Origin of the sequence: Faecalibacterium intestinale, from assembly GCF_040096575.1 — a bacterium.
In the GTDB taxonomy this organism is placed as follows: Bacteria; Bacillota; Clostridia; order Oscillospirales; family Ruminococcaceae; genus Faecalibacterium; species Faecalibacterium intestinale.
In genome coordinates this window covers 1-24,118 of sequence record NZ_JBBMEN010000017.1, presented here as the reverse complement: position 1 = coordinate 24,118, position 24,118 = coordinate 1, and the positions used below count along the sequence as shown (strand labels likewise).

At 61.0% G+C, this 24,118-nt stretch carries 23 protein-coding genes and 1 tRNA gene; 20 read left to right on the top strand and 4 right to left on the bottom strand.

All coding sequences use genetic code 11. From position 1 onward, the window contains the following. The first annotated feature begins 133 nt into the window (after positions 1 to 133). Together WMO20_RS10790 and WMO20_RS10785 are read left to right on the top strand one after the other, a co-directional pair. Positions 134 to 1,099, top strand: a complete 966-nt coding sequence (locus tag WMO20_RS10790) for a pectinesterase family protein (protein ID WP_349186843.1) — start codon at positions 134 to 136, stop codon at positions 1,097 to 1,099. Next, positions 1,096 to 1,257, top strand: a complete 162-nt coding sequence (locus tag WMO20_RS10785) for a hypothetical protein (protein WP_005921947.1) — start codon at positions 1,096 to 1,098, stop codon at positions 1,255 to 1,257. The genes WMO20_RS10790 and WMO20_RS10785 overlap by 4 nt, the downstream gene beginning before the upstream one ends. A 73-nt stretch (positions 1,258 to 1,330) precedes the next feature. Here WMO20_RS10785 and WMO20_RS10780 read toward each other — a convergent pair whose 3' ends face one another. Beyond that, entirely contained in the window at positions 1,331 to 2,863 is a 1,533-nt protein-coding gene (locus tag WMO20_RS10780; protein ID WP_349186842.1) for a sensor histidine kinase, read from the bottom strand. Between the two features lie 19 nt (positions 2,864 to 2,882). After that, positions 2,883 to 3,569: a response regulator transcription factor gene (locus tag WMO20_RS10775; protein WP_112090955.1), complete on the bottom strand. Its 687-nt coding sequence runs from the start codon at positions 3,567 to 3,569 to the stop codon at positions 2,883 to 2,885. Between the two features lie 259 nt (positions 3,570 to 3,828). Here WMO20_RS10775 and WMO20_RS10770 point away from each other — a divergent pair, with 259 nt between their 5' ends. From WMO20_RS10770 to WMO20_RS10750, 5 genes are all read left to right on the top strand, one after another. Then, positions 3,829 to 5,118 (top strand): glycosyltransferase, encoded by a 1,290-nt coding sequence (locus WMO20_RS10770; protein ID WP_349186841.1) that lies wholly within the window; start codon positions 3,829 to 3,831, stop codon positions 5,116 to 5,118. Positions 5,119 to 5,526: 408 nt separating this feature from the next. After that, positions 5,527 to 6,840, top strand: a complete 1,314-nt coding sequence (locus tag WMO20_RS10765; RefSeq protein ID WP_349186840.1) for an SMP-30/gluconolactonase/LRE family protein — start codon at positions 5,527 to 5,529, stop codon at positions 6,838 to 6,840. Between the two features lie 15 nt (positions 6,841 to 6,855). After that, entirely contained in the window at positions 6,856 to 7,416 is a 561-nt protein-coding gene (locus WMO20_RS10760; protein WP_316540673.1) for a TIGR01440 family protein, read from the top strand. Positions 7,417 to 7,421: 5 nt separating this feature from the next. Further along, positions 7,422 to 8,141, top strand: a complete 720-nt coding sequence (locus WMO20_RS10755) for a YggS family pyridoxal phosphate-dependent enzyme (protein WP_112090951.1) — start codon at positions 7,422 to 7,424, stop codon at positions 8,139 to 8,141. Between the two features lie 243 nt (positions 8,142 to 8,384). Then, entirely contained in the window at positions 8,385 to 10,175 is a 1,791-nt protein-coding gene (locus WMO20_RS10750) for an ABC transporter ATP-binding protein (protein ID WP_316545260.1), read from the top strand. Between the two features lie 293 nt (positions 10,176 to 10,468). Here the strand turns inward: WMO20_RS10750 and WMO20_RS10745 are convergent. Beyond that, a tRNA-Ile gene (locus WMO20_RS10745) sits at positions 10,469 to 10,542 on the bottom strand. A gap of 77 nt (positions 10,543 to 10,619) precedes the next feature. Further along, the gene (locus WMO20_RS10740; protein WP_055185978.1) at positions 10,620 to 11,039 is read right to left on the bottom strand and encodes a hypothetical protein; all 420 of its coding nucleotides are present in this window, start codon (positions 11,037 to 11,039) and stop codon (positions 10,620 to 10,622) included. Between the two features lie 127 nt (positions 11,040 to 11,166). On the opposite strand from WMO20_RS10740, the gene WMO20_RS10735 reads away from it, so the two are divergent. From WMO20_RS10735 to WMO20_RS10675, 13 genes are all read left to right on the top strand, one after another. After that, positions 11,167 to 11,667: a conjugal transfer protein TraD gene (locus WMO20_RS10735; protein ID WP_270192571.1), complete on the top strand. Its 501-nt coding sequence runs from the start codon at positions 11,167 to 11,169 to the stop codon at positions 11,665 to 11,667. After that, a complete protein-coding gene (locus WMO20_RS10730) occupies positions 11,664 to 12,947 on the top strand; it encodes a glycoside hydrolase family 10-like protein (protein ID WP_349186838.1) in 1,284 nt (427 codons plus the stop codon). Before WMO20_RS10735 ends, WMO20_RS10730 begins: the two co-directional genes overlap by 4 nt. A 148-nt stretch (positions 12,948 to 13,095) precedes the next feature. After that, positions 13,096 to 13,638, top strand: a complete 543-nt coding sequence (locus tag WMO20_RS10725; RefSeq protein WP_242983216.1) for a hypothetical protein — start codon at positions 13,096 to 13,098, stop codon at positions 13,636 to 13,638. After that, positions 13,635 to 14,552, top strand: coding sequence for a DMT family transporter (locus tag WMO20_RS10720; protein ID WP_349186836.1), 918 nt, complete (start codon positions 13,635 to 13,637; stop codon positions 14,550 to 14,552). Before WMO20_RS10725 ends, WMO20_RS10720 begins: the two co-directional genes overlap by 4 nt. A 1-nt stretch (position 14,553) precedes the next feature. Beyond that, positions 14,554 to 15,108: a M48 family metallopeptidase gene (locus tag WMO20_RS10715; RefSeq protein ID WP_117526664.1), complete on the top strand. Its 555-nt coding sequence runs from the start codon at positions 14,554 to 14,556 to the stop codon at positions 15,106 to 15,108. 28 nt (positions 15,109 to 15,136) lie between these two features. Further along, positions 15,137 to 16,627: a lipopolysaccharide biosynthesis protein gene (locus WMO20_RS10710; protein ID WP_349186835.1), complete on the top strand. Its 1,491-nt coding sequence runs from the start codon at positions 15,137 to 15,139 to the stop codon at positions 16,625 to 16,627. 340 nt (positions 16,628 to 16,967) lie between these two features. Next, on the top strand, positions 16,968 to 18,518 hold the full coding sequence (locus tag WMO20_RS10705; protein ID WP_349186834.1) for a DUF1538 domain-containing protein: 1,551 nt from the start codon (positions 16,968 to 16,970) through the stop codon (positions 18,516 to 18,518). A gap of 30 nt (positions 18,519 to 18,548) precedes the next feature. Then, entirely contained in the window at positions 18,549 to 19,229 is a 681-nt protein-coding gene (locus WMO20_RS10700) for a P-II family nitrogen regulator (protein WP_353963827.1), read from the top strand. Positions 19,230 to 19,341: 112 nt separating this feature from the next. Beyond that, the gene (locus WMO20_RS10695; RefSeq protein WP_207657271.1) at positions 19,342 to 20,220 is read left to right on the top strand and encodes a YitT family protein; all 879 of its coding nucleotides are present in this window, start codon (positions 19,342 to 19,344) and stop codon (positions 20,218 to 20,220) included. 105 nt (positions 20,221 to 20,325) lie between these two features. Then, the gene (locus WMO20_RS10690) at positions 20,326 to 20,580 is read left to right on the top strand and encodes a DUF1858 domain-containing protein (protein ID WP_097782918.1); all 255 of its coding nucleotides are present in this window, start codon (positions 20,326 to 20,328) and stop codon (positions 20,578 to 20,580) included. Then, on the top strand, positions 20,581 to 21,240 hold the full coding sequence (locus tag WMO20_RS10685) for a class I SAM-dependent methyltransferase (protein WP_318177019.1): 660 nt from the start codon (positions 20,581 to 20,583) through the stop codon (positions 21,238 to 21,240). A 1-nt stretch (position 21,241) separates the two neighbouring features. Then, a complete protein-coding gene (locus WMO20_RS10680; RefSeq protein WP_349186832.1) occupies positions 21,242 to 22,018 on the top strand; it encodes a Nif3-like dinuclear metal center hexameric protein in 777 nt (258 codons plus the stop codon). A gap of 131 nt (positions 22,019 to 22,149) precedes the next feature. Further along, positions 22,150 to 23,904 (top strand): Rqc2 family fibronectin-binding protein, encoded by a 1,755-nt coding sequence (locus WMO20_RS10675; RefSeq protein WP_349186830.1) that lies wholly within the window; start codon positions 22,150 to 22,152, stop codon positions 23,902 to 23,904. Positions 23,905 to 24,118 lie beyond the last annotated feature (214 nt).

The following is a 24,118-nucleotide window of genomic DNA, read 5'->3' as shown; positions in this document are numbered from 1 at the left end:
CGACCGGGGGAAGCCATAAATAGGAAGGAGCTACCGCTGGACTTTACAGAACTTCCGTTGCAATTTGCGGGAAGGAGGGGTATACTGGAAGCATATTTTTCAGCCCGGCAGTGCCGGGCGCAGGAGGCGGCTTATGCTTACCATCAACGTTGCACCCGACGGCAGCGGACAGTTTACCACCATTTCCGAGGCGGTGCTGGCGGTGCCCTACGACTGCCCTGCGGTCATCCGCATCGCACCGGGCATTTACCGGGAAAAGCTGGTTTGTGAGAAAAAGGATATCACCCTTGCGGGCGCGGGCATGGATGCCACCCGGCTGGTATGGAACGATGGCGGCAAGCTGCCGCACCCGGACGGGCGTCCCACCCACACCTTCCGCAGCTACACCGCCTTTTTCAGCGGCGAAAAGCTGCGGGTGGAGGATATGACCATCGAGAACGATGCAGGCCCCGGCGCAAAGGCGGGACAGGCCATCGCTGCCTATGTGGACAGCGCCCGGGCGGCGTTCAGCCGCGTGCGGCTGCTGGGCAATCAGGACACCCTGTTTTGCGCCCCTCTGCCGGAGAAAGAGCGGGAGAAGGACGGATTCCTTGGCCCGCGGGTGCTGGCACCCCGCCGGGCAAGCGCACAGTATTACCATGCCTGCGAAATTGCCGGAGATATCGATTTTATCTTTGGCGGGGCGGACGCCCTGTTTGAGCACTGTATCCTGCGCACGGTGAACAACGGCCTTGCGCACAGCTGGGTCACCGCGCCCTCCGGTGCGGCAGATGGGATGGGCTTTGTGTTCTGGGACTGCGATTTTGTCTCGGACTGCCCGGCGGGCAGCGTGTATCTGGGCAGACCGTGGCGGCCTACCGGCAAGACGGCGGTGCTGGACTGCCGCCTTGGGGCGCATATTGCGCCGGAGGGCTTTGCCGGCTGGAACGACCGCACCGACACGGCGCTGGCCGGCTTTGCCGAAGCAGGCAGCACCGGCGCGGGCGCAGGGGAGCGTCCCGGCTGGGTGCAGGCGCTTTCGGCTGCCGAAGCCGCTGCGCTGCTGCGCGCTGCCCGGCAGAAGTGCCGCATGGAGACTACGGAAAGGATAACGGAATGAAAAAATTACCCAATGCAGTAAAATGGCTCATCATTCTGGTGGTGCTGGGCGCTATGGGCGCTATGATGTGGGCGGTGAACGACCGCGCCTCCCGGGTGGAGATGCCCGCCCCGGACAACACCTTTGGCATCTACCATACGGCAGAGAGTGGAACATAATAAAAGCACCGGCAGTTTCCCGATTGGAAGATCTGGAAAACTGCCGGTGCTTTTTCTGTATCACAGGGGGTGCTCACTTACCCTCAAAATCGTCCACATAGGGCAGATCGCTCATGACGAACCAGAAGGTGGTGCCCTTGCCTACGGTGCTTTGTACGCCAAAGCGGAAGCTGTGCTGCTGGAAGATGGCCTTGGTGATGGAAAGCCCCAGACCGGTGCCCTGCTTGCCTGCATCCGAGCGGGAGCGGTAGTACCGGTCAAAGATATAGGGCAGGTCGGCGGCGGCAATGCCCGGGCCGTGATCCTCTACCTCTACCCGCACGCCCTCGGTGCAGCGGAAGGCGCGCAGGATAAAGATGCCGTCCTTGCCGATGTGGTGCATGGCGTTGCCCAGCAGATTGTGCAGCGCCCGCTGCATCATGTCCGGGTCGGCGTAGACCGGCAGATCCTCCTCCGGCAGTTCCAGCTGCAATTGCCAGCCGTTCTGGGCGCAGACGGCGTCGTAGCGCTCGCTTACCTCATCACACAGCTGTCCCATGTCAAAGTGCACCCGCTCGCACTTATAAGTGCCGCTGGTCACCTTGCTCAGCTCCATCACGCTGGACACCAGCGCGGTCAGGCGGTCGGCTTCGTCCACGATGATGTTCATCTGTTCGTCCCGGTGCGCTTTGTCGTCACCGGTCAGGTCGCGCACCGTCTCGGCATAGCCTTTGATAAGGGTCAGCGGGGTGCGCAGGTCGTGGGAGACATTGGCCAGCAAATCGCGCTGCATCTGCACCGCGTGCTGCACCTCCTCGGCCATGTGGTTAAAGTCCCGGGCAAGGTCGCCCAGCTCGTCGTTGCGGCGGTTGTCCACCTGCACGGCGTAGTTGCCCAGCGCCATCTGCCGCGCCGCGCTGGAAAGCTGGCGCAGCGGCTTTGTGAACCACTCGCTGAACAGCCACGCCGCCGACATGGCAAAGCCGAAGATGAGCGCCGCCGCCAGCGGCAGCAGGGTGCTGAGCACCTTTCCGGCCTCGGCAACGTGCACAAGGCTGGTGGTCACCAGCACGGTGTAGCTGCCGTCTGCCGTGGTGCGCCCTACCAATAGCTGCGCCGAGCCGGAGAGCCGGGGCGGGTTGAGCGTCTGCACAAAGCTGCCCATGCTGCGGCACTTGCGCCGCATGGCAAGGGCGGTGGCAATGATCTTATCGTTGTTGGCAGAGTCCGAAAGATAGGTGCCGTGCAGGTTGCAGAAGGACTGGTTCTCGATCTTATAAATGGTGTGCAGGGTGGTGTCCGAGATGTCCACGCAGAAGCTGTTCAAAGTGCCCTTGGTGTACAGTTCCAGCGTGAGCTTATCAAAGAAATCGCTGTTGACCGCAAGCTGCCCGAAGGACCAGCTGGACAGCACCTTGCCCTCGGCAATGGCATCGTCCAGCCGCTCTACGATGCTGTCGGCTTGATTGGTAAGCTGGGTCTCGATGTGTTTGGTGTACAAAGGCTCCAGCAGCTGGGTGGACAGCAGCCAGAACAGCCCCAGCAGAAACAGGCAGATGAAGCACAAAAACCACATCAGCTGCCCGCGGATGCCAAGGGTATGCCGTGCTTTGGTGGTTTGCCGCATGGACCGCACGCTCCTTCAGTCAACGGGCGGCATCGGGGTCGAACTTATAGCCGATGCCCCATACCGTAGCAATGTAGCTGCGACATTTGCCCAGATGGCCGCGCAGCATCTTTACATGGGTGTCCACGGTGCGGTCCTCGCCAAAGTAGTCGTAGTTCCACACCTTCTGCAGGATCTTTTCCCGGCTCAGGGCAATGCCCTTGTTGGACGCCAGAAATACCAGCAGGTCAAACTCCTTGGGGGTCAGGGCCACTTCCTCGCCGGATACCCGCACGGTATGGCTGGCAGTGTCGATGGTCAGCTCGCCAAAGGTCATGGTGTCGGCAGTCTCGGGGGTGCGGGGCATGGTGCGGTTCAGCACCGCGCGCACCCGCGCCACCAGCTCCCGGGGGGAGAAAGGCTTTACCACATAGTCGTCTGCGCCGCTTTCCAGCCCGGCCAGCTTGTCGTATTCCTCGCCCCGGGCGGTCAGGATGATGACCGGGGTGTTGATGTGGCGGGCACGCATCTCCCGCAGGCAGGTCATGCCGTCCATAAAGGGCATCATCAGGTCTAAGATCACCAGATCAAACCCGCCGCCGGACAGCTGTGCCAGCGCCGCAGAGCCGTCCCCGGCTTCCTCGCAGATATACCCGGAATATTGCAGATGCTCGTGGATCAGTTCCCGGATGCGGGGCTCATCGTCAACGATCAGGATCTTTGCCATAAAACAGGACTCCTCCCTATCATATATCAGTATACAGCTCTATTTTAATGCAAGAATTGGAAAAAGCTGTGAATTTTAAGTGAATGGTTTGGAAAAACAAAGCCGTCTGCACCCAGTATACCACACAGGGCGGCGGGGCGGCAATCTTTTTGCGGGAAAGCGCAGAAAAAGGCACTGGGGAACTTGACAAGAAAACGGGCGTTTTTGTAAAATAAAGTCGTAAAGACTGGGGAATTTGCGGAGAAAAGGAGAAGTGATCATGAGCATCCCCAAGATCATCCACTACTGCTGGTTCGGCGGCGGGCCCATCAGCCCGGAGAACCGGAAATGTATGGAAAGCTGGAAGAAATACTGCCCGGATTACAAGATCATGGCGTGGAACGAGCAGAACTTTGATATCAGCACAAACCGCTACGCACAGCAGGCGTATGCGGCAAAGAAATATGCCTTTGTATCGGACTATGCGCGGCTGGTAGTGCTGTACGAGTACGGCGGCATCTATCTGGACACGGATGTGGAGCTGGTGCGCCCGCTGGACGAGCTGTTGGAGTATAAGGGCTTTATCGGCATGGAGCACAGTGTGCCAACACCCTACGGCCGCACGCTGCTGGTGAACACCGGCTCCGGCGTGGGCGCAGAGCCGGGCTGCGAGATGATCGGCAAAATGCTGGCGAGCTACCGCAACGCCGCCTTTGTTCAGGAGACCGGCGAGCCGGATCTGCGCACCTGCACCCAGCGGGATACCCCGCTGTTTACCAAGGCCGGTTTGCAGCAGAAAAACGAGCAGCAGGAGCTGGACGGCTTTCTGGTGCTGCCCACCGACTGCTTTTCGCCCTTTGATTATGTGACCGAGCGGATGCACCGGACACCGCGCACCTTCGGCATCCACTATTATCAGGGCAGCTGGCAAAGCGGCGATAAGGCAAACCGCTGGCGCAAGCGCTTCAAGTGCACCAAAGTCGGGCGCTGGTGTATGTGGCTGCGGCAGTGTTCGCCCCGCTGGCTGCGAGAAAAACGGCGCAGCCTGCATAACCGCTGCCGCCTGCAATGGAAAAAATGGTTCGGCTGCCGGGGACTGCAATTTGGCAGCAGCATCCTGCTGGACAAAGAGCTCAAGCTGCGGCTGAACAGCGGCTCCCGGGTGACGCTGGGCGACCGGGTGGAGAGCGACGGGCGGGTGTCCATCACCACCGGCTATTCCAGCCGGCTGAACATCGGCAGCGGGGTCTACTTCAACGACGGCGCGGTCATCAGCTGTCTTGGAAAGATAACCATCGGCGAGAACACCCTTTTCGGCCCCGGAGTGAAGATCTTTGATAACAACCACCGCTTTACCCGGGAGGAAGGGGTCAGCCGGGAATGCGCTGCGGGCTGCATCACCGTGGGACGCAGCTGCTGGATCGCTTCGGACGTGGTGCTGCTCAAGGGCACGGATATCGGGGACAACTGCGTCATCGGCGCGGGCTGCATCATCCGTGGCAAAGTGCCCGCCGGTTCCCTCGTGACCCGCAGCGGGGAGCAGACCATCCGCCCGATCGAGACAAGATAGCGCATAAAAGTCTGCTGCACTAGGGCGGCGTCCTCGCCCTCTCCGTCAGTTCGCTTCGCCGTGCCACACTCCCCCTTTTGTCGCTGCGCGACATCTTCCCCCGGCCGGGGGAAGTCTTTCCTCAAAGGGAGAGGCCTTGGCAAAAAGATGAAGTTTGCATGGACTGCCAAAGGCTCTCCCTTTGGGAGAGCTGCCGAGCAAAGCGAGGCTGAGAGGGCGAGCACGCTAAAAAAAGAGCATCTGCAATAAAAATTCGCTGTTTCTCTGAAAACTCAGAAGCGAATGTTGCAGATGCTTTATTGTTTGATAGGCACACCCCGCTTGCCCTTTTTGCGCAGGAATGCTATACTTTAGCGATAAAGGACAGTGCGCTGTCCGCAGGTTTTTCGGAGATAAGGAAAAGCGCTTATGCGAATCGGACTGATCGAATTTTTGCTCATACTTGCCATTGCATCCCTCACGGTGGGGCCGCGGGTGGCGTTGTTCGTGGACCGGTGGATGCGGCGCGCCAACCGCGCCAACGCCATGGCGGCGCGCCGCCGGGCAGAGTATGCCGCCCAGATGGCCGCGGAACGGGACGCCATGCTCAAGCGGTTCCGCACCGCCAGCACGGTGTTCGGGGTGGGCATTTTGCTGGTGCTGGTGTATGCGCTGGGCTTCCGTCCCATCGACACCCCGCCGCAGACCTATAAAGCACCCGACCTCCGGCAGGAGACGGGCGCGATGCAGACGGCAGTTTCCACCGACCGGAAAGACCGGCTGGAGCTGGGGGAGTATCAGGGCGTGGACTGCATCCGCGCCAAGGACGGCCTTTTGTATGCCGCTGCATGGAACGGTGCCGCCCTGAAAAAGCGCACCGCCGACCTTGTGCGCACCGATGGCGGGCACGCTGCCGCCATCCTGAGCGTGGAGGGCGAGTTGACCGGCTTTGCCTTTGATGCCGCCGGGGATGTGTGGCTGACCCAGCTGACCACCGCCGGGGGTACCTTGTGCCGCGCCAAGCACGACAGCTGGGGCGCAGCGGTGGAACAGGTGGTCACCCAGCTGGACGGTGCGCCGCTGGGGGCGGTATCTGCCGTGGAGGTAAGCCCGGCGGGCAAGGTGTACTTTGCGGTGGCTGCGGCGGCAGGCGCAGAGAACGGGCTGGAAAGCGCCCTGCGCACCGAGCTGCTGGCGCACACTGCTACCGGCTGCGTGTATGTATACGACCCCGCCGCCCGCACGGTGGAAAAGGTGCTGGGCGGGGTAGCAGGCGCTGCGGGTCTGGCGCTCAGCCCGGACGGCAGCACCCTGTATGTCTCCGACCTTGGCAGCCGCTGCATCTGGGCGGTGGATGCCGCTGCCCGGGAGCTGACCGCCGGGGGACGGGGCTGCACCGCCGCCTTTGCCGGTCTGCCGGGCTATCCCGGTGCGCTGGCGGCAGACACGGACGGCACGCTGTACATCAGCTACCGCTGGGCGCGCAGCAGCTGGCTGGAAAAGAACACGGACAGCACCCTGCTGCGGGGCATCGCCCTGCGGGCGGGACAGAATACGCAGGAGCGGCTGTTCCGGCGCACGGCAGACGCCCCCTGCGCCGAAGCAGTGAGCCTTGCCACCGGGGCTTGGGAGCAGACCTTTACCGGCCTTGCACAGGACAGCTGCGCGGCGGTGTGTCCGATGGAAAGTAAAGTATATTTCGGTGCAGCAGGGGCAAACAGCCTGCTGGCTGCAAACCGATAAGCGAGGTGTTTTTGTATGACCGAAGCATTTGCAAAACAGATCGAGACTGAAGCGCGGCAGGCCATGACCGAGCTGGTGGCTGCGGCAAAGCTGAAAAAGGGAGATGTGCTCGTGGTGGGCTGCTCTTCCAGTGAGATGGTGGGCGGTCACATCGGCAAGGATTCCAGCTTGGAAGCCGCCCGGGCGCTGTACGCGGGCGCTGCGCCGGTGCTGGCGGAAAAAGGCGTCTGGCTGGCGGCGCAGTGCTGTGAGCACCTGAACCGTGCCATCATCCTTGAGCGGGAAGCCGCAGAAAAATACGGCTGGGAGGAAGTGTGCGTTGTGCCCCGTCCCCATGCGGGCGGCAGCTGGGCGACCACCTGCTGGAAGAACTTCAAAGACCCGGTGGCGGTGGAAGAGATCCGCGCCAACGCGGGCATGGATATCGGCGGCACCCTGATCGGAATGCATTTGAAGCGGGTGGCAGTGCCGGTGCGGCTGAGCCTTAATAAGATCGGCGAAGCAAACATTCTGTGTGCCTACACCCGTCCGAAGCTGATCGGCGGCGAACGCGCCCGCTATACCGAGGAGGACTGAGTCAGATGGCAGAAAAGAATTTGGAAGAGATGCGGCAGGCCGTGGCCGAGATCCGGGAAAAGATGGCAGCCGCCGCCCGGGAAGCCGGGCGCGATCCGGCAGCGGTGCAGCTGTGCGCCGCCTGCAAGACCCGCACGGCGCAGACCATAGCAGCCAGTGCCGCCCTGCCTATTGACTTATTTGGCGAAAACCATGTGCAGGAGCTGTGCGCAAATTACGATGCCGGAGCCTACTGCGGTAAGCCCAGCCATTTTATCGGCCACTTGCAGACCAATAAGATCAAAAAGGTGCTGGGGCGGGCAAGCCTGATCCAAAGCGTGGACAGTGAGCATCTGCTGCTGGCCATTGAGAAGGAAGCCGCCAAGACCGGTATCGTGCAGGATATCCTGCTGGAAGTGAACATCGGCGGGGAGGAGAGCAAAACCGGTGCTGCGCCGGAGCTGCTCTGGCCGCTGCTGGACACCGCCGCCGCACAGGAGCATATCCGGGTCAAGGGTCTGATGGCGATTCCGCCCGTGAACGATGACGACGCCCAGAACCGCCGGTATCTGGCACAGGTGTATCAGCTGTTCGTCCGGGCAGGGGAGCGCGGCTACCGCAACGTGGAGATGCAGACCCTTTCCATGGGCATGAGCGGTGATTTTGAAAACGCCATCCGGGAGGGCGCTACCCTTGTGCGCATCGGCACCGCCATCTACGGTGAGCGGGATTACAGTAAAAAATAAGAGAAACGCGGAAATAAAAACGATTTCAGGGCAGCGTCCTCGCCCTCTCAGGCGCTCTCGCGCCAGCTCCCCCAAAGTGGGAGCCCTTGGCAGTCCACGCAAACTTCATCTCTTTGCCAAGGCCTCTCCCTTTGGGAGAGGTGGCACGGCGAAGCCGTGACGGAGAGGGCGAGCCCGCTGAAAAATATCTGCAACACCCTGAATCGGAAAAGCCTGATGGAAATCAACAAAAACGGAGGAACCATGCCGAAAACCAAAACCAACGACCCCGGGGCGCACCACGCAAGCAGCGGTGCGCTGATCCGGCGTTTTCTGCCGTATCTGGCAAACTATAAGATGGTGCTGTGCCTTGATCTGTTCTGCGCAGCGCTGACGACCCTGTGCGATATCGTGCTGCCCAAGATCATGAGCATCATCACCAACTCTGCCATGGGGGTGGGCATCACCCTGACGGCGGGCATCGTGCTGAAGCTGGCGGCACTCTACTTTGTGCTGCGCATCATCGACGGTGCAGCCAGCTACTATATGTCCAGCATCGGCCACATCATGGGCGTGCATATTGAGACGGATATGCGCCGGGATGCCTTTGACCATCTTTTGCAGCTGGATCACACCTACTACAACAACACCAAAGTGGGCACCATCATGGGGCGCATCACCAACGATTTGTTTGACGTGACCGAGTTCGCCCACCACTGCCCGGAGGAATTTTTCATCGCGGGCATCAAGATCGTGGCGTCCTTTGTCATCCTGTGCCGTGCCAGCATCCCGCTGACCTTGGCAGTGTTTGCCTGTGTGCCGCTGATGGGCGTGGTATCGGTGTACCTGAACGGCCGTCTGCGGGCACGCTTCCGCCAGCAGCGTGTCCAGATCGGCGAGCTGAACTCCACCATCGAGGACAGCCTGCTGGGACAGGGCGTGGTCAAGGCCTTTGCCGCCGAGGACGAGGAGCGGGAAAAGTTCGCCAAGGGCAACCGCGCCTTTGAGCAGATCAAGACCCTTGGCTACTACGCCATGGGCGCGTTCAACACCTCCACCCGCCTGTTTGACGGATTGATGTATCTGGTGGTCATTCTGGCGGGCGGTCTGTCGCTGGTGTACGGTAAGATCACCGCCGGTGACATGGTGGCCTATATGCTCTACGTCACCACCCTTATCGCCACCATCCGGCGCATCGTGGAGTTTGCCGAGCAGTTCCAGCGCGGCATGACCGGCATCGAGCGCTTTGCCGAGATCATGGACACCCCGGTTGCCATCAAGGACGCACCGGACGCAGTGCCATTGCAGCCCGGCCCCGGCGAGATCCGGTTCGAGAAGGTGTGCTTTGAGTACCCGGACGACCACAACAAGGTGCTGCACGACGTCAGTCTGGACATCCGCGCCGGAGAGCGTCTGGCGCTGGTGGGTGCCTCCGGCGGCGGCAAAACTACACTGTGCAATCTGATCCCCCGCTTTTACGAGGTGACCAGCGGCCGCATCCTTATTGACGGACAGGATATCCGCCGGGTCACCCTGAAGAGCCTGCGGCAGGATATCGGCATTGTGCAGCAGGACGTGTACCTGTTCAGCGGCACGGTGGCGCAGAACATCGCCTACGGCAAGCCCGGCGCTACCCGGCAGGAGATCGAAGCCGCCGCCCGTCTGGCGGGCGCGGAAAAGTTCATCCTTGCGCTGAAGGACGGCTATGACACCTATGTGGGCGAGCGCGGCGTCAAGCTGTCCGGCGGACAGAAGCAGCGCATCGCCATTGCCCGGGTGTTTTTGAAGAACCCGCCCATCCTGATTCTGGACGAAGCCACCAGCGCACTGGACAACGAGAGCGAGATCCTTGTGGGACAGAGCCTTGAAAAGCTGGCGCACGGCCGCACCACCCTGACCATCGCCCACCGCCTGACCACCATCAAGGACTACGACCGCATCCTTGTGCTGGGCGAGGAGGGTATCGTGGAAGAGGGCACCCACGCCCAGCTGCTGGAAAAGCAGGGCGTCTATTACCGCCTGTGGAACCAGCTGCCCGCAGAGGATGGGGAATAAAAGACACCCGAATGGGGAGAACTCTTTCTTGGTAGACATTCCTAGTGGTTGGGACCCGCGGGCTAAGCAACAGCCTGCTAGGCTGATTGCTTACTCTGCCAACTGCGTTGTTGCCTTGCGGGTTGCGTTTGCTGATTTTTCCGCAGCCCCTAGGCAGGGCTTTGAAAAATCAGAACGCTGCCCCAACAGCTCCTCCCTGTTTCTGCCGCAGGCAGTGGTCGTCGCTGTTGCTGTTCAAGTCCTGCCGCCCGAATATACAAAAAAAGACACCCAGATGGGTGTCTTTTTTTGTATGGGCCAGGCAGGACTTGAACCCGCGACCAAGCGGTTATGAGCCGCCAGCTCTGACCAGCTGAGCTACTGGCCCGTATGTGGTGCTGCATTGCTGCAACACGCACTAGTATAGCAAAAACTGCGCAAAAAGGAAAGCATTTTCCGCAAAAATCATTTGGTGCGGTGGGCATCCAGCTTTTGCAGCATAAATTCGTCCAGCATGGCGGGCGGGAACAGCGGCTCTTTGTAGCCAAAGGCCTCCCGGATAAAGATCAAAGTCACCACGGTCTGGCGGCCGGGGTCCAGCCGCAGGGTGTACAAGGTGTCCAGCGGCTGCTGGCTGGGCTGGTGCAGCGTCAGGTGCAGCAGAAAGCTGCCGTCGTTCTCCCGGCGGCACTCGTAGGCAAAGAGGTCGGTGTCGCTGCAGGTGTCCAGACGGTCAAAGCATTCGTCCAGCGCAAGGCCGGTGCGGAACTCGGACAGGCCGGCGGGGCCGTACTGGCTGCGGCGGGTTGTCTCCCGCCGGGAGAGCAGGTACACGATGATGCCCAGCGCACAGGCTAAAAGACAGACGGAAACGACAGCGTTCATGGAAAGACCCTCCCCAAAAGAGTTTTCCTTATTGTAACACAACCTGCGGGGGTTTGTGCTATAATATTTACAATTCTTTTTTAAATTTTTCTGCAGGCCGGGCGCAAACGCCCGGGGGGAGGGGCTCATGAAGCTTAAATTTACGCGCAAGACATGGTATTTCTTTTTGCTGGCTGCGGCGGCAGTGTCCATGCTGGGCGGCTTTGCCGTGCTGGGCGGGATGGATTTTTCCGGGCTGGAAATGATCGTGTTCTGCCTTACCGGCATCGCGGTGCTGTTTCTGGCGGCACAAAAGGGCGCACCGGCAAGGGAAAAACGCAACTACACCGGCGTGTTCGTGGTGCTGATGCTCAGCAAGCTGGGCGCCAGCGGCTGGGCGGGCGATATCTGCTCGGCGCTGGTGTGGCCTGCTTTGCTGGCAACGGAGTACGAGCGCGGCAGACCCATCCAGCGGCAGCTGCAGCTGGTGAGCGCCGCCGAGGTGCTGCGGCTGGTGTTCTGGATGCTGACCAAGTACGCGGGCATGAGCGGCCTTGCCTTCTGGACGAATTTGATGTTCATGCTGCTGACCTGCGCCCGGGGCTGGGCGGGGCTTACCCTTTATAAGACGCAGGAGGAGACCCTGTGACCCAGCGCCGCAGGACGTCTAAAGCCAAGGCAAAACGCCGCTTTGGTCGCAGAGCCTTTCTGGCAGGGGCGGGCGCAGCCGCCTGTGCTGCGGCGGGGTGGTATCTGCGGCAGAAAAGCGATGCAGACCACACCGCCGTCTCCGGGCAGGATGCGTCCCCGGCACCCAATCCCGCCCTGCCCGCCGGGGAGTGGCGGGCGGTGTGGGTGAGCTATCTGGACTGGGCGCTGCTGGATTTTTCCACCGAGGACACCTTCCGCGCCGGGGCAGCGCAGCTGCTGGACAATTGCGCCGGGCTGGGACTGAACACCGTGCTGGCGCAGGTGCGCCCCTTCGGGGACGCGCTGTACCGCAGCAGCCTGTTCCCGTGGAGCCATCTGTGCACCGGGGTGCAGGGCAAAGACCCCGGCTTTGACCCGCTGGATGTCTTTCTTACCGAGGCGCACCGCCGGGGCATTGGGGTGGAAGCGTGGGTCAACCCCTACCGTCTGCGCTCCTCGGCGGCGATGCCGCCGAATCTGGCAGAGAATAATCTGGCAAACACCCACCCGGACTGGCTGTGCACCGCCGGGGAGGGGCTGTACCTGAACCCCGCCGTGCCTGCCGCCGCAGACTATGTGGTGCAGGGCGTGGCGGAGCTTTTGCAGAACTACCCGGTGGACGGCATCCACTTTGACGATTACTTTTACCCCACCACCGATGCCGCCGTGGATGCGGTGCAGTTTGCGGCGAGCGGCGCAGCCGACCTTGCCGCGTGGCGGCGGCAGAACGTCACCGCGCTGGTGGCGAAAGTGTACCGCACCGTGAAGGCGGCAGACCCGACCCTGCGGTTCGGCATCAGCCCGCAGGGCAACCCGGACAACGACCTTGACCAGCAGTACAGCGATGTGACCGCATGGCTGGCGGCGGGCGGGGAGGAGAAGGTCATCGACTACCTCTGCCCGCAGGTGTACTGGGGTTACGGCTTTACCCTGCACTCCGGCAGCACCCGCTTTGCGTTTGAAAACATCGTTCCGGCGTGGCTTAGCTACCCCCGGGCGGGGGATGTGGCGCTGTACTTCGGGCTGGGTGCGTACCGGGTGGGCACCGGGGATGGCGGCGCGAACCCGGACAGCGTGTCCGGCTGGAGCACCGGCAGCGCGCTGGCGGCGCAGGTAAAGGACTTACGGCAGCAGGCGGCGGGCGGCTGGGCACTGTACCGCTACGGCAGTCTGTTCGGGGCGGAGGCTCCCGCGCTGGCCGAGGCCGAGTGTGCAGCGCTGCGGGCACTGAATAAGTGAAAATTTGTGCAGAAACAGGCGGCAAACCGCACAAAATAAATGCAGGTATCTTGTGCAGAGCGGCAAAATGCGGTATACTTAACCTGTATCTGCCCGTTGGCAGAGACGCACGAGAAAGAAAAGTTTCTTTGTTTCTATGAGGAAAGCTATGAAGATGAAAAAACAGCTTTTGGCATTGCTGCTGGCGGCGGTGATGGTGCTTAGCCTGACCGGCTGCAAGGAGACCCTGAAAAAGGTGGCGCAGAAGGTGACGGGCCACTCCGAGGAAGTGCAGGAGGAGGACACCACCCGCTGGGCAGAAGCCACCGCCGACCCGCTGATCATTCAGGGCATTGCGGATGCCTCGGCAAAGTATGCCACCGCCACCGCAGACGGCTGTCTGTACGCGGTGTTCAACGGCATCTGGAGCCGCAACACCGGCTACTTTACCGTGCCGGGCGGCAGTTTGAACATCATGGCCTGCGGCACCGCCGAGGGCACCCAGAAGTTCAAGGTAGCACTGTGGAAAAAGGTGGACGGCGGCGCAGCGTATGTGCCGGACAGCACCTACTACGTCAAAACCGATGGCACCGACTACCGCTGCACCATTTCCGGGCTGGACCCGGCGGCGCAGTACCGCGTGACCATCTCCTATGATTCCAGCCGGTACTACCTGTACGGCCTGATGAAGGTGGAGGGCATTGCCGGATGACGAACCAGACGAAAAATTCAATGCTGCTGATGCTGTGCGCCCTGATCTGGGGCACAGCCTTTGTGGCGCAGAGCGCCGGTTCCGGCATGGGTGCGTTCTCCTTTCTGGCAGGGCGCAGCTGGATGGCGGTGCTGGTGCTGCTGCCCACGGTCAAGGCGTTTGACGCCTTGCACCACCGGCAGGGCAAGCCGGACGGCAAGCCCAAAACGGCGGCAGAGCGCAAGCTGCTGCTGAAAGCCGGGCTTATGTGCGGCACGCTGCTGTTTTTAGCCAGCGCGGCACAGCAGCTGGGCATCACGCTGGACCCCTCCACCGCAAAGGCAGGCTTTCTGACCGCCATGTATGTGGTGCTGGTGCCGGTGTTCGGCCTGTTTCTGGGGCGTAAGGGCAGCGCGCAGCTGTGGGTGAGCATGGCCATTGCCGTGGTGGGGCTGTACCTGCTGTGCATGAAGGACGGCTTTGGCAGCATCCAGAGCAGCGATTGGCTGCTGCTCTTGTGCGCGGTGCTGTTCAGCTTCCAGATCATGGCGGTGGATCATTTCTCCCCGCAGATGGACGGCGTGCGCCTGAGCCTTGTGGAGTTTTTTGTGGTGTCGGTGGAAAGCACCGTGGCGGCGTTTTTGTTCGAGCAGCCTGCCATGGCAGAGTTTGTCACCTTCGCCGGGCCTATCCTGTACTGCGGCATCATGTCCAGCGGCGTGGCCTACACCCTGCAGATTCTGGGTCAGCGGGACCTGAACCCCGCCGTGGCCAGCCTTATCATGTGTCTGGAAAGCGTATTCAGCGCCTTGGGCGGCTGGCTGCTGCTGCACCAGAACCTTTCTATCCGGGAATCTTCCGGCTGCGTGCTGCTGTTTGCCGCCGTGGTGCTGGCACAGCTGCCCCTTGGCCGCCTGATGCGGAGCAAGGCCTGAGGTGGCGGCAAAGCCGTGCGCCCAGCTGCGCAGCGTGGAGGGCATCCAGTACGAGCTGGTGCGCAAAAAGGTAAAGCAGCTGCATCTGCGGGTGCGGGACAACGGCACCGTGATGGTAAGCATCCCTTTGACGGCCAGTCTGGAACAGGCTGACCGTTTTGTGCTGCAAAACGCCCAGTGGATCCGGGACACCCGGGTGAAGAACATCACCAAGCGGAACAAGGATAACGCTGACCTGCCGGATAAGGCCACGGCGCTGGCCTACTTTACCGCCATGAGCGATAAGGTCTACCCGGCCTTTGCCGGGGTGCTGGGTGGGCAGAAGCCTGTCCTGAAAGTGCGCAGCATGACCAGCCGCTGGGGCGTGTGCTGCCCGGGCAAGCGGCAGATCACCCTTGCTTTGCAGCTGTATAACCAGCCCCCTGCGGCGCAGATCTATGTGGTAGTACACGAGTACTGCCACTTTTTGCAGTTGAACCACAGCCCAGCCTTCTGGGCAGAGGTGGAAAAGCTGCTGCCGGACTGGAAGGCCCGGCGGGAACTGCTGAAAAAATAATCTATCGTAAAAACGGAGGGAAGTTCCCTTGGAAAACGAAAAAAAGACCGGCGATAAATATTCAAAGCTTGCCGGCAATACCCTGATCTTTGCAATCTCCAGCTTTTCATCTAAGCTGCTCACCCTGATCGTACAGCCCTTTCTGACCTACGCCATGGCGGAGATCTCGGATCTGGGTCTGTCCAAGATTTTGAGCCAGTACGCAAACCTGCTCATCCCCTTTGTGTCTATGGGAATGTCCAACGCCATCATCCGCTTTGGTCTGGACAAGGGCAACAGCGAAAAACAGGTGTTCACAAACGGCCTGTTGACCATTCTGGGTGGCTTTGGCATTCTGGTGCTATGCTGGCCCATCACCCAGTTTTTGCCGGATATGGCGCAGTACGGCCTGCTGATCTACATTTATGTGCTCATGAGCTGCCTGCGCACCCTGTGCACCCAGTTCGTGCGCAGCCGTCAGTGGAACAAGCTGGTGGCGGTAGACGGCGTGCTGTGCACCGTGGCGACCATGGCCTTCTATGTGCTGTATCTGGTGGGCTTCAAATGGGGCGCCAACGGCTACCTGCTGGCCATCATCAGCGGCGATCTGACCAGCGTGCTGTTTTTGCTGTTTACCGGCAAGCTGTGGAACTATGTGGAGCTGAAGGGCATCAACAAAAAGCTGTGGCGGCAGATGCTCAACTTCTCGCTGCCCATGATCCCGGCGCAGATCAGTTTCTGGATCATCAACGCGTCTGACCTGTTCTTTGTGCGCGAGATGTGCGAGGGACTGGACGGGCGCACCGGCAACGCATGGAGCGGCCTGCTTTCCACCGGCTACTTCCTGCCCACCATCCTGACCACGCTGGGTCTGATCTTCTACGACGCGTGGCAGCTTTCCGCCGTCACCGAGGAGGAAGGGCGTGCGCGGTTCTTTACCCAGATCTTCCGCACCTATTCCAGCGTGCTGTTCTGCTGTGCGGCGGGTATTATCTGGCTGTGCCGCCCGGTGATGCACGTCATGAAGTCCAACTATTACTACGCATGGCACTTTGTGCCGTTCCTTGTGCTGGCTTCCACCTGCAGCTGCTTCAACCAGTTCATGAACAGCGTCTATGTGGTGACCAAAAAGTCGCAGCGCAGCATGGTCACCATGATGGCGGGTGCCATCAGCAACTGCATCATGAACTACTTCTTTATCAAGTGGTGGGGGCCTGTGGGCGCGACCTATGCGTCCTTCCTTGGCCTTGCACTGGTGTTCACCCTGCGTGCGGTGGACGCCCGCCGCATGATCGGGATGCACGTCCACCCCGCGCGGGTGCTGGCAAACGCCGCCGCACTGGTATTTGAAGCCTTTGTGCTGCTGGCAGAGCCGCCGCTGTACGGGCTGTGGACGGGGCTGATCACGCTGGTTATCATCCTGTACAACTTTGCGGGCGTATGGGCCATGGCGCGTGTGCTGCTGCCCCGTCTGCTGGGCCGCCGGGGCAAGGCGCTGGTAGCCGCCGTGGACGGCTGGCTGAAGCCGAAAAAGGCGTAAAGCGGGACGATTTTTAATGGCCGCCGCGTGCGCTTTGGCCATATTCAGCGGAAAAATTATTTATAAGTTCGGAATACCGGAGCGTCTGCGGACGCTCCGGTATTCCATTTTCACGGGAGGGGTCGTAAAGGCAAACGGCATTTGCAGCGCCTGCTTCCTGCGGAAGCGGCGGCGCTGCGGAGAAGCTGAAGTTTGCCTTTAGCGGGAAAACGTAATTTTTTACAATTTATGGAACTTGCTCAAGTTTTTTCCTTCTGCGGATTGACGGTATCCCATTGAATCTGTATACTATAAATATATCTTGTACAAAAGTGTACAAACAGGATACAGACGAAAGGCGGTGGACATCATTCTCAGACGATCACTCCCCAAGCTGCGGGAAAAGCTTTTGGAGGCGCTGCAGGCGGTGCTGCCCATTGTGGCCATTGTGCTGGTGCTCTGCTTTACGGTAGCACCGGTGTCGCCCAGCATCCTGCTGTGCTTTTTGCTGGGCGCTGCCATGATCGTGGTGGGCATCATGTTCTTTACTCTGGGTGCAGAGATGAGCATGACCCCCATGGGCGAGCGGGTGGGTGCAGTTATCACCCGCAGCCGCAAGCTGCCCCTCATTCTCGTGCTCGGCTTTTTGCTGGGCTTCCTTATCACGATCTCCGAGCCGGACTTGCAGGTGCTGGCAGATCAGGTGCCCTCCATCCCCAGCGGTACGCTGATCCTTTCGGTGGCGGCGGGCGTGGGCCTGTTTCTGGTCTTTGCCTTTCTGCGTATGCTCATCGGCGTTGCGCTGCCAAAGCTGCTGGTGCTGTTCTATGGGCTCATCTTTCTGCTGGCGGCCTTTGTGCCCAAGGAGTTCCTTGCCGTGGCGTTTGACTCCGGCGGCGTGACCACCGGCCCCATGACCGTGCCCTTTATCATGGCGCTGGGCGTGGGTGTTTCTGCTATCCGAAGCGACCGCCACGCGGCAGACGACAGCTTTGGTCTGGTGGCGATGTGCTCCATCGGCCCCATTCTGGCGGTGCTGACGCTGGGCATCGCGTTCCGCGCAGCGGACAGCACCTACATCCCGCCCGTTCTGCCGGAGGTGGCAGACTCGGTGGAATTGTGGAAGCTGTTCCGGGAGGGTCTGCCCACCTATCTTGCCGAGATCGCCCGCTCGCTGCTGCCCATCGTGCTGATGTTCGGAGCATTTCAGCTCATCGCCCTGCGGCTGGACCGCCGCACGCTGGGGCGCATCGGCGTGGGTCTTGTGTATACCTATATCGGCCTTGTGCTCTTTCTGACCGGCGCAAACGTGGGCTTTATGCCCGCCGGTAACTATCTGGGTCAGGTGCTGGCAGGCAGTGGGATGCGCTGGGTGCTCATTCCCATCGGAATGCTCATCGGCTACTTCATCGTCAAGGCCGAGCCTGCGGTCTATGTGCTGAACAAGCAGGTGGAAGAGGTGACCGACGGCGCTATCTCGGCGCAGGCTATGGGTCTGGCGCTTTCCGCAGGTGTGTCCATCTCGGTGGGTCTTGCCATGGTGCGGGTGCTGACCGGCATCTCCATCCTGTGGTTCCTTGTGCCGGGCTATGTGTTCGCCATCAGCATCTCCTTTGTGGTGCCCAAGCTGTTCACCGCCATCGCGTTTGACGCGGGCGGTGTGGCTTCCGGCCCCATGACCGCCACCTTCCTGCTGCCGCTGGCGCAGGGTGCCTGCGTGGCGGTGGGCGGCAACATCGTCACCGACGCTTTCGGCGTGGTGGCGATGGTCGCCATGACCCCGCTCATCACCGTGCAGATGATGGGTCTGGTGGCGCAGCTGCGCACCCGCAAGGCACGGACGGCGCAGCCCGCTGCGGTGCTTGCCACCGTGTTTGCAGACCTGCCGGATGACGCCATTATCGAGCTGTAAAGGAGGCAGAACGTGAGCAGTTTGTTTTTGATGATCACCATCACCGACCGCCGCTCTACCGATGGCTTTTTGCAGCTGTACAAAAGCCACGGCGTAACGGTAAGTATGCGTACCGTTGGCTCCGGCACGGCGGTGCAGGAGACCCTTTCCACCCTTGGGCTGGAAAAGACCGAAAAAGCGGTGCTGCTGGCTGTGGTAACGGCAGAAAGCTGGCAGAAGATCCAGAAGGATCTGCGCCGCAAAATGCAGATCGATGTGCCGGGCACCGGCATTGCGTTTATTGTGCCGCTGAGCAGCATTGGCGGCAAACGGGCGCTGATGTTCCTCACCGAGCACCAGCCCCTTACATGGAAGGAGGAGAGCACCTTGAAGGATACCCGCTACGAACTGCTGCTGGTGGTGGCAAATCAGGGCTACACCGGCTCCATTATGGATGCTGCCCGCACCGCCGGTGCAGGCGGCGGCACGGTGATCCACGCAAAGGGCACCGGCATGGAGGGTGCAGCCGCCTTTCTGGGCGTGGAGCTGGTGAACGAAAAGGAGTTGGTGCTCATCGTCAGCCGCACCAGCCAGAAAAACACCATCATGAAAGCCATCATGGAGGGGGCAAACCCCAAGGCGGGCGCTATCGTGTTCTCGCTGCCGGTTACCGATACCGCCGGTCTGCGGCTGATGGAAGAGGACGAGACTCAGCCGGAAGCCGCCCTGTGACCCCTTAAAAATTGATCCCGATATCCGCATTTATCGCCGAAGGCTTGATAAATGCGGATATTTTCGTTATCATAGTAGAAGATACTTCAACTATAAACAAAGGAAGATGAAGATGACGCAATTAACACGCAAGCAGCAGCAGCTCTTCAACGCACTGTCCATCGTGGTGGGCAACGCGATGTATGCGCTGACTGTGGTATTATTTCTGATGCCCTCCGGCCTGATCACCGGCGGTGCCACCGGTATCGCACTGGCTTTCAACAAGGTCACCGGACTGCCGGTGTCTGCAGTGCTGTTCGTGGTCAACGTGGCCATGCTGCTGCTGGGCTGGTGGGTGCTGGGACGCCGCTTTGCCCTGAATACTATGGCAAGCACCGTGCTCAGCCCCTTTTTTATGGCCCTGTGGGAGCGGCTGCTGGGCAATCTTGTACTGACCGATGATCTGGTGCTGAACACCGTATTCGCGGGCTTTGGCATCGGCATCTCGCTGGGCATCACCATCCGCGCCGGTGCTTCCACCGGCGGCATGGATATCCCCCCGCTGGTGCTGAACAAGTGGTTCCACCTGCCGGTGTCCAGCACCATGATGGTTTTCGACTTTATCATTCTGGCGGCGCAGGCGGCGTTCAGCCCGGTGCGGCAGTCCCTGTACGGCGTGGTGATGGCCATTATCTACACGGTCGTGCTGGACAAGGTGCTCATGCTGGGCACCACCCGCACCGAGGTGAAGATCATCAGCGCCAAGTCCGACGAGATCTGTGCTGCCATCTTTGCACAGCTGGACCGCGGCGTGACCATCCTGCACGGCGAGGGCGGCTACCTGCGGGAGCCGGAATCGGTGCTGCTGAGCGTCGTTTCCAACCGGCAGCTGCCAAGGCTGGAAAAGCTGGCCCACGCCATCGACCCCACCTGCTTTATGATCGTGAGCCATGTTACCGAGGTGAGCGGGCGCGGCTTCTCGCTGGAAAAGGACTATCAGGCGGAGGGGTAAGCGGATTTCCCCAAGGCTCTTGCAAAACTGCCCCGGTTTGGGGTATAGTATAGAGGAACAGTAGGTTATACTGTATCTCACCCAAAACAGAAAGGAAAAGCTATCATGTTTGATATTTTCAATATGCTCAAAAAAGAGGAACACACCGCACCCAAGCAGGTGACCCGCGATACCATCATCGGCGACATTCTGGACATGGACCAGACCACCGCACCCTACTTTATGGAGATCGGGATGCACTGTCTGGGCTGCCCGGCTTCCCGCGGGGAGACCATCGAGGAAGCCTGCGAAGTGCACGGCGTGAACTGCGATGAGCTGCTGGAGAAGCTGAACACCCATCTGGCAGCCAAGAAGGCCTGAGTGCTGCCCACACTGGATGCGCGTCTGACCGCAGCGGCAGAGCTGGTGCGCCCGGGACAGCCGGTGGCAGACATCGGCTGCGACCACGGCAAGCTGACGGCGGTGCTGGCGGCTTCGGGCAGGTACCCGAAGGTCATCGGGGCAGACCTGCGCCCCGGCCCGCTGGCAAAGGCAAAACAGACGCTGGAAAATGCAGGTTGTCTGGACCGCGCTGAGCTTCGGCTCGGCGACGGTCTTTCTGTGTTGTCTGCCGGGGAGGTGGGCAGCATCGTGCTGGCGGGCGTGTCGGCGCAGACCACTTGGGAGATCATCGAAAAAGCGCCGTGGGTGTCCGCCGTGGGCGGGCCGCGCCTTGTCATGGTGCCTGCCACCCGCCACAGCGAGCTGCGCCGCTGGCTGTGGCAGCATGGCTTTGCCCTTGTGGCCGACCGCCCGGTGCAGGCCGCAGGCCGCTGGTACGCGGTAATGGCGGCAGAGTACACCGGCGAGGTGATAGAACCCACCTTTACCCGGTGCTTGCTGGGGGACACCGGCCGCTGGCCGGAGGGTGCGGGCTATGCCGCATGGCAGCGGGCAAAGCTGCCCCGGATGCGGCTGGGCGTGCCGGACGGCAGTGCGCTTGCCGCAGAGATGGATGCCATTCTGAAAGAGGGAAACTGAAATGACCACGGTACAGCAGGTATACGAAGTAATGCAGCGGCTTGCCCCGCCGGAACTGGCAGAGCACTGGGATAACCCTGGCCTGCTGGTGGACTGCGGCGGCGAGGTGCGTCGGGTGCTGGTGACGCTGGACATCACCCCGGAGGTGGTGGCAGAAGCTGCGGCAAAGCAGTGCACGGTCATTGTGGCGCACCACCCGGTCATCTTTGACCCGCTCAAGCGGCTGTGCCCCGCCGATGTGCCCTATCAGCTGGTGCAGGCGGGCATTTCCGCCATCTGTATGCACACCAATCTGGATGCCGCCGAGGGCGGGGTGAATGATGTGCTGGCCGACCTTTTCGGCATCCGGCAGCGCACCGCCTTTGCAGACGGCTGCGGCAGGGTAGGGGACATCGACCCCATCACTGTGCCGGAACTGGCAGCGCTGGCGCAGTGCAAACTGGCAGCCCTGTGCAACGCGCCGGACACCGGCACGGCAGTACAGGTGAAGTTTGCTGACACCGGAAAGCCGGTGCGCCGGCTGGCAGTCATCAGCGGCGCGGGCGGCAGTCTGTTTGCCGAAGCCATCGCCGAGGGTGCGGACTGTCTGCTGACCGGCGAAGCCAACCACCACCATGCACTGGACGCCAAGCGGCTGGGGCTGTCCCTCATCGCGGCGGGGCATTACGCCACCGAGTTCCCGGTGACCGCTGCTGTGGCAGCTGCCCTGCGTGCCGCCCTGCCGGAGGTAGAGGTGCTGGTGAGCACCGAGAACCGCGACCCGTATACTTATTTATAAAGAGAGAACCCTCTCCGTCATTGCTGCGCAATGCCACCTCCCCCGAAAGGGGGAGGTCTTTCAGCATAAACCGAAAAACTGGCAACGCCGCAGGCGACTGAGAGGGTTATAGATAAAACGAGGTAAACACTATGGCACTGGATGCCGCGACACTGGCGCTGACGGCAGCGGAGCTGAAAGCCACCCTGACCGATGCCAAGATCGCAAAAATTTTTGAACCGACCCGGGATGAGCTGGTCGTCACCCTGCGCACCCGCACAGATACCTACGCCCTGCTGCTGTCTGCCCGCAGCGGCTCTGCCCGGGTGTGCCTGACCGAGGAGACCTTTGAAAACCCCGAGACGCCGCCCTCCTTCTGTATGCTCATGCGCAAGCACCTGACCGGCGGCAGACTGCTGGATGTGCACATGGAGCCGGGCGACCGTATCGTCTACTTTGATTTTCAGTGCACCAACGAGATGGGCGACCTTGTGCGCAATACCCTGTGCGCTGAGCTGATGGGACGCTACTCCAACCTTGTGCTGGTGCAGAGCGGCAAGATCATCGATGCCCTCAAGCGGGTGGATTTTGAGGACAGCGACGTCCGGCAGCTGCTGCCGGGCTTGCCCTACACCACGCCCCCCAAGCCTGCCCGCCCGGATTTTCTGCTGGTGAGCAGTGCGTCCATTGTGGCAGCGGCCTGTCAGCGGGAGCTGCCGGTGGCAGACGCGTTGAACAAAACGGTGGCCGGCGTAGGGCCGGTGGTCTGCCGCGAGGCCGCATGGCGCGCCTTTGACGGCGAGCACCTGCCCGCCAACGAGCTGACCGATGCCCAGAAGCGCAGCCTGATGGCGGCAATTGATGAGCTGAAGGAGCTGCACGCGCAGGGCGGCTGTCCGTGCAGTGTCACCGCGCCGGACGGCAAGCCGGTGGAGTATACCTTCTTCCGCCCGCAGCAGTACGGCGAGCAGTACACCATCCGGGAGTGGCCGTCCTTCAACGCGATGCTGGAGGGCTACTACGCCGAGAAAGACCGCGCCGAGCGGCTGCGCACCAAGAGCAAGGAGCTGCACAAGGCGGTGCACAATATGTACGACCGCGCCCTGCGCAAGCAGGCAGCACGGCAGGAAGAGCTTGCTGCCAGCGGTAAAAGCGAAAAGCTGCGACTGTACGGCGAGCTGCTGTCTGCCAACCTCTATCTGGCGCAAAAGGGCATGAAGAGCCTGACCGTGCCCAACTGGTACGACGAGGGCAAAGAGGTGACCATCCCGCTGGATCTGCGGTTCAGCCCCAGCCAGAACGCCCAGAACTTCTTTAAGAACTACAAAAAGAAGCAGACCGCCGCCCGGATGCTGGTGGACCTGCTGGCTGAGGGCGAAAAGGAGATCGCCTATCTGGAAACGGTGCTCTACGAGGTGGAAAGCGCCTCCGGCGAAGCCGCGCTGAACGAGATCCGCATGGAGCTGAAAAATCAGGGCTACCTGAAATACTACAAGCAGCGGGACAAAAAGCAGAAGCCTGCGGACTTTCTGCGCTATACCTCCAGCGATGGCTTTGAGATCCTGGTAGGCCGCAACAACGCCCAGAACGACAAGCTCACCCTGCACACCGCCCGGGGCAAGGACTTATGGTTCCATGTGCAGAAGGCACCCGGCAGCCATGTTGTGGTCATGAGCCACGGCGAGGACATCCCGGACACCACCAAGCAGGAAGCGGCGGAGCTGGCGGTCATCCATTCCAGCGCCTACAAGGCGGGCACCGGTGCCAAGGTGGCAGTGGACACCACCGAGGTGAAGAACATCTGGAAAGCAAACGGTGCCAAGCCCGGCATGGTGCTGTACGAGGTGTACACCACCGTCTATATCACCCCGCGGGATGGGCTGGAAGAGCAGCTGAAGAAGAAATGATTTGAACTGCGCGCCGCGTTTGCTTTGCGCATGGTTCAAGGAAGAATTATTTTAAATTTGCCAATCGGGAAAATCTGCGGATTTTCCCGATTGGCTTTTTCACGGGTAGGGTCGTGGAGGAAAACGGCATTTGCAGCGCCTGCTTCCTGCGGAAGCAGCGGCGCTGCGGGGAAAGCTTCTGCTTGCCGCAAGCGTGCAGGGACGCTCCGCTGGG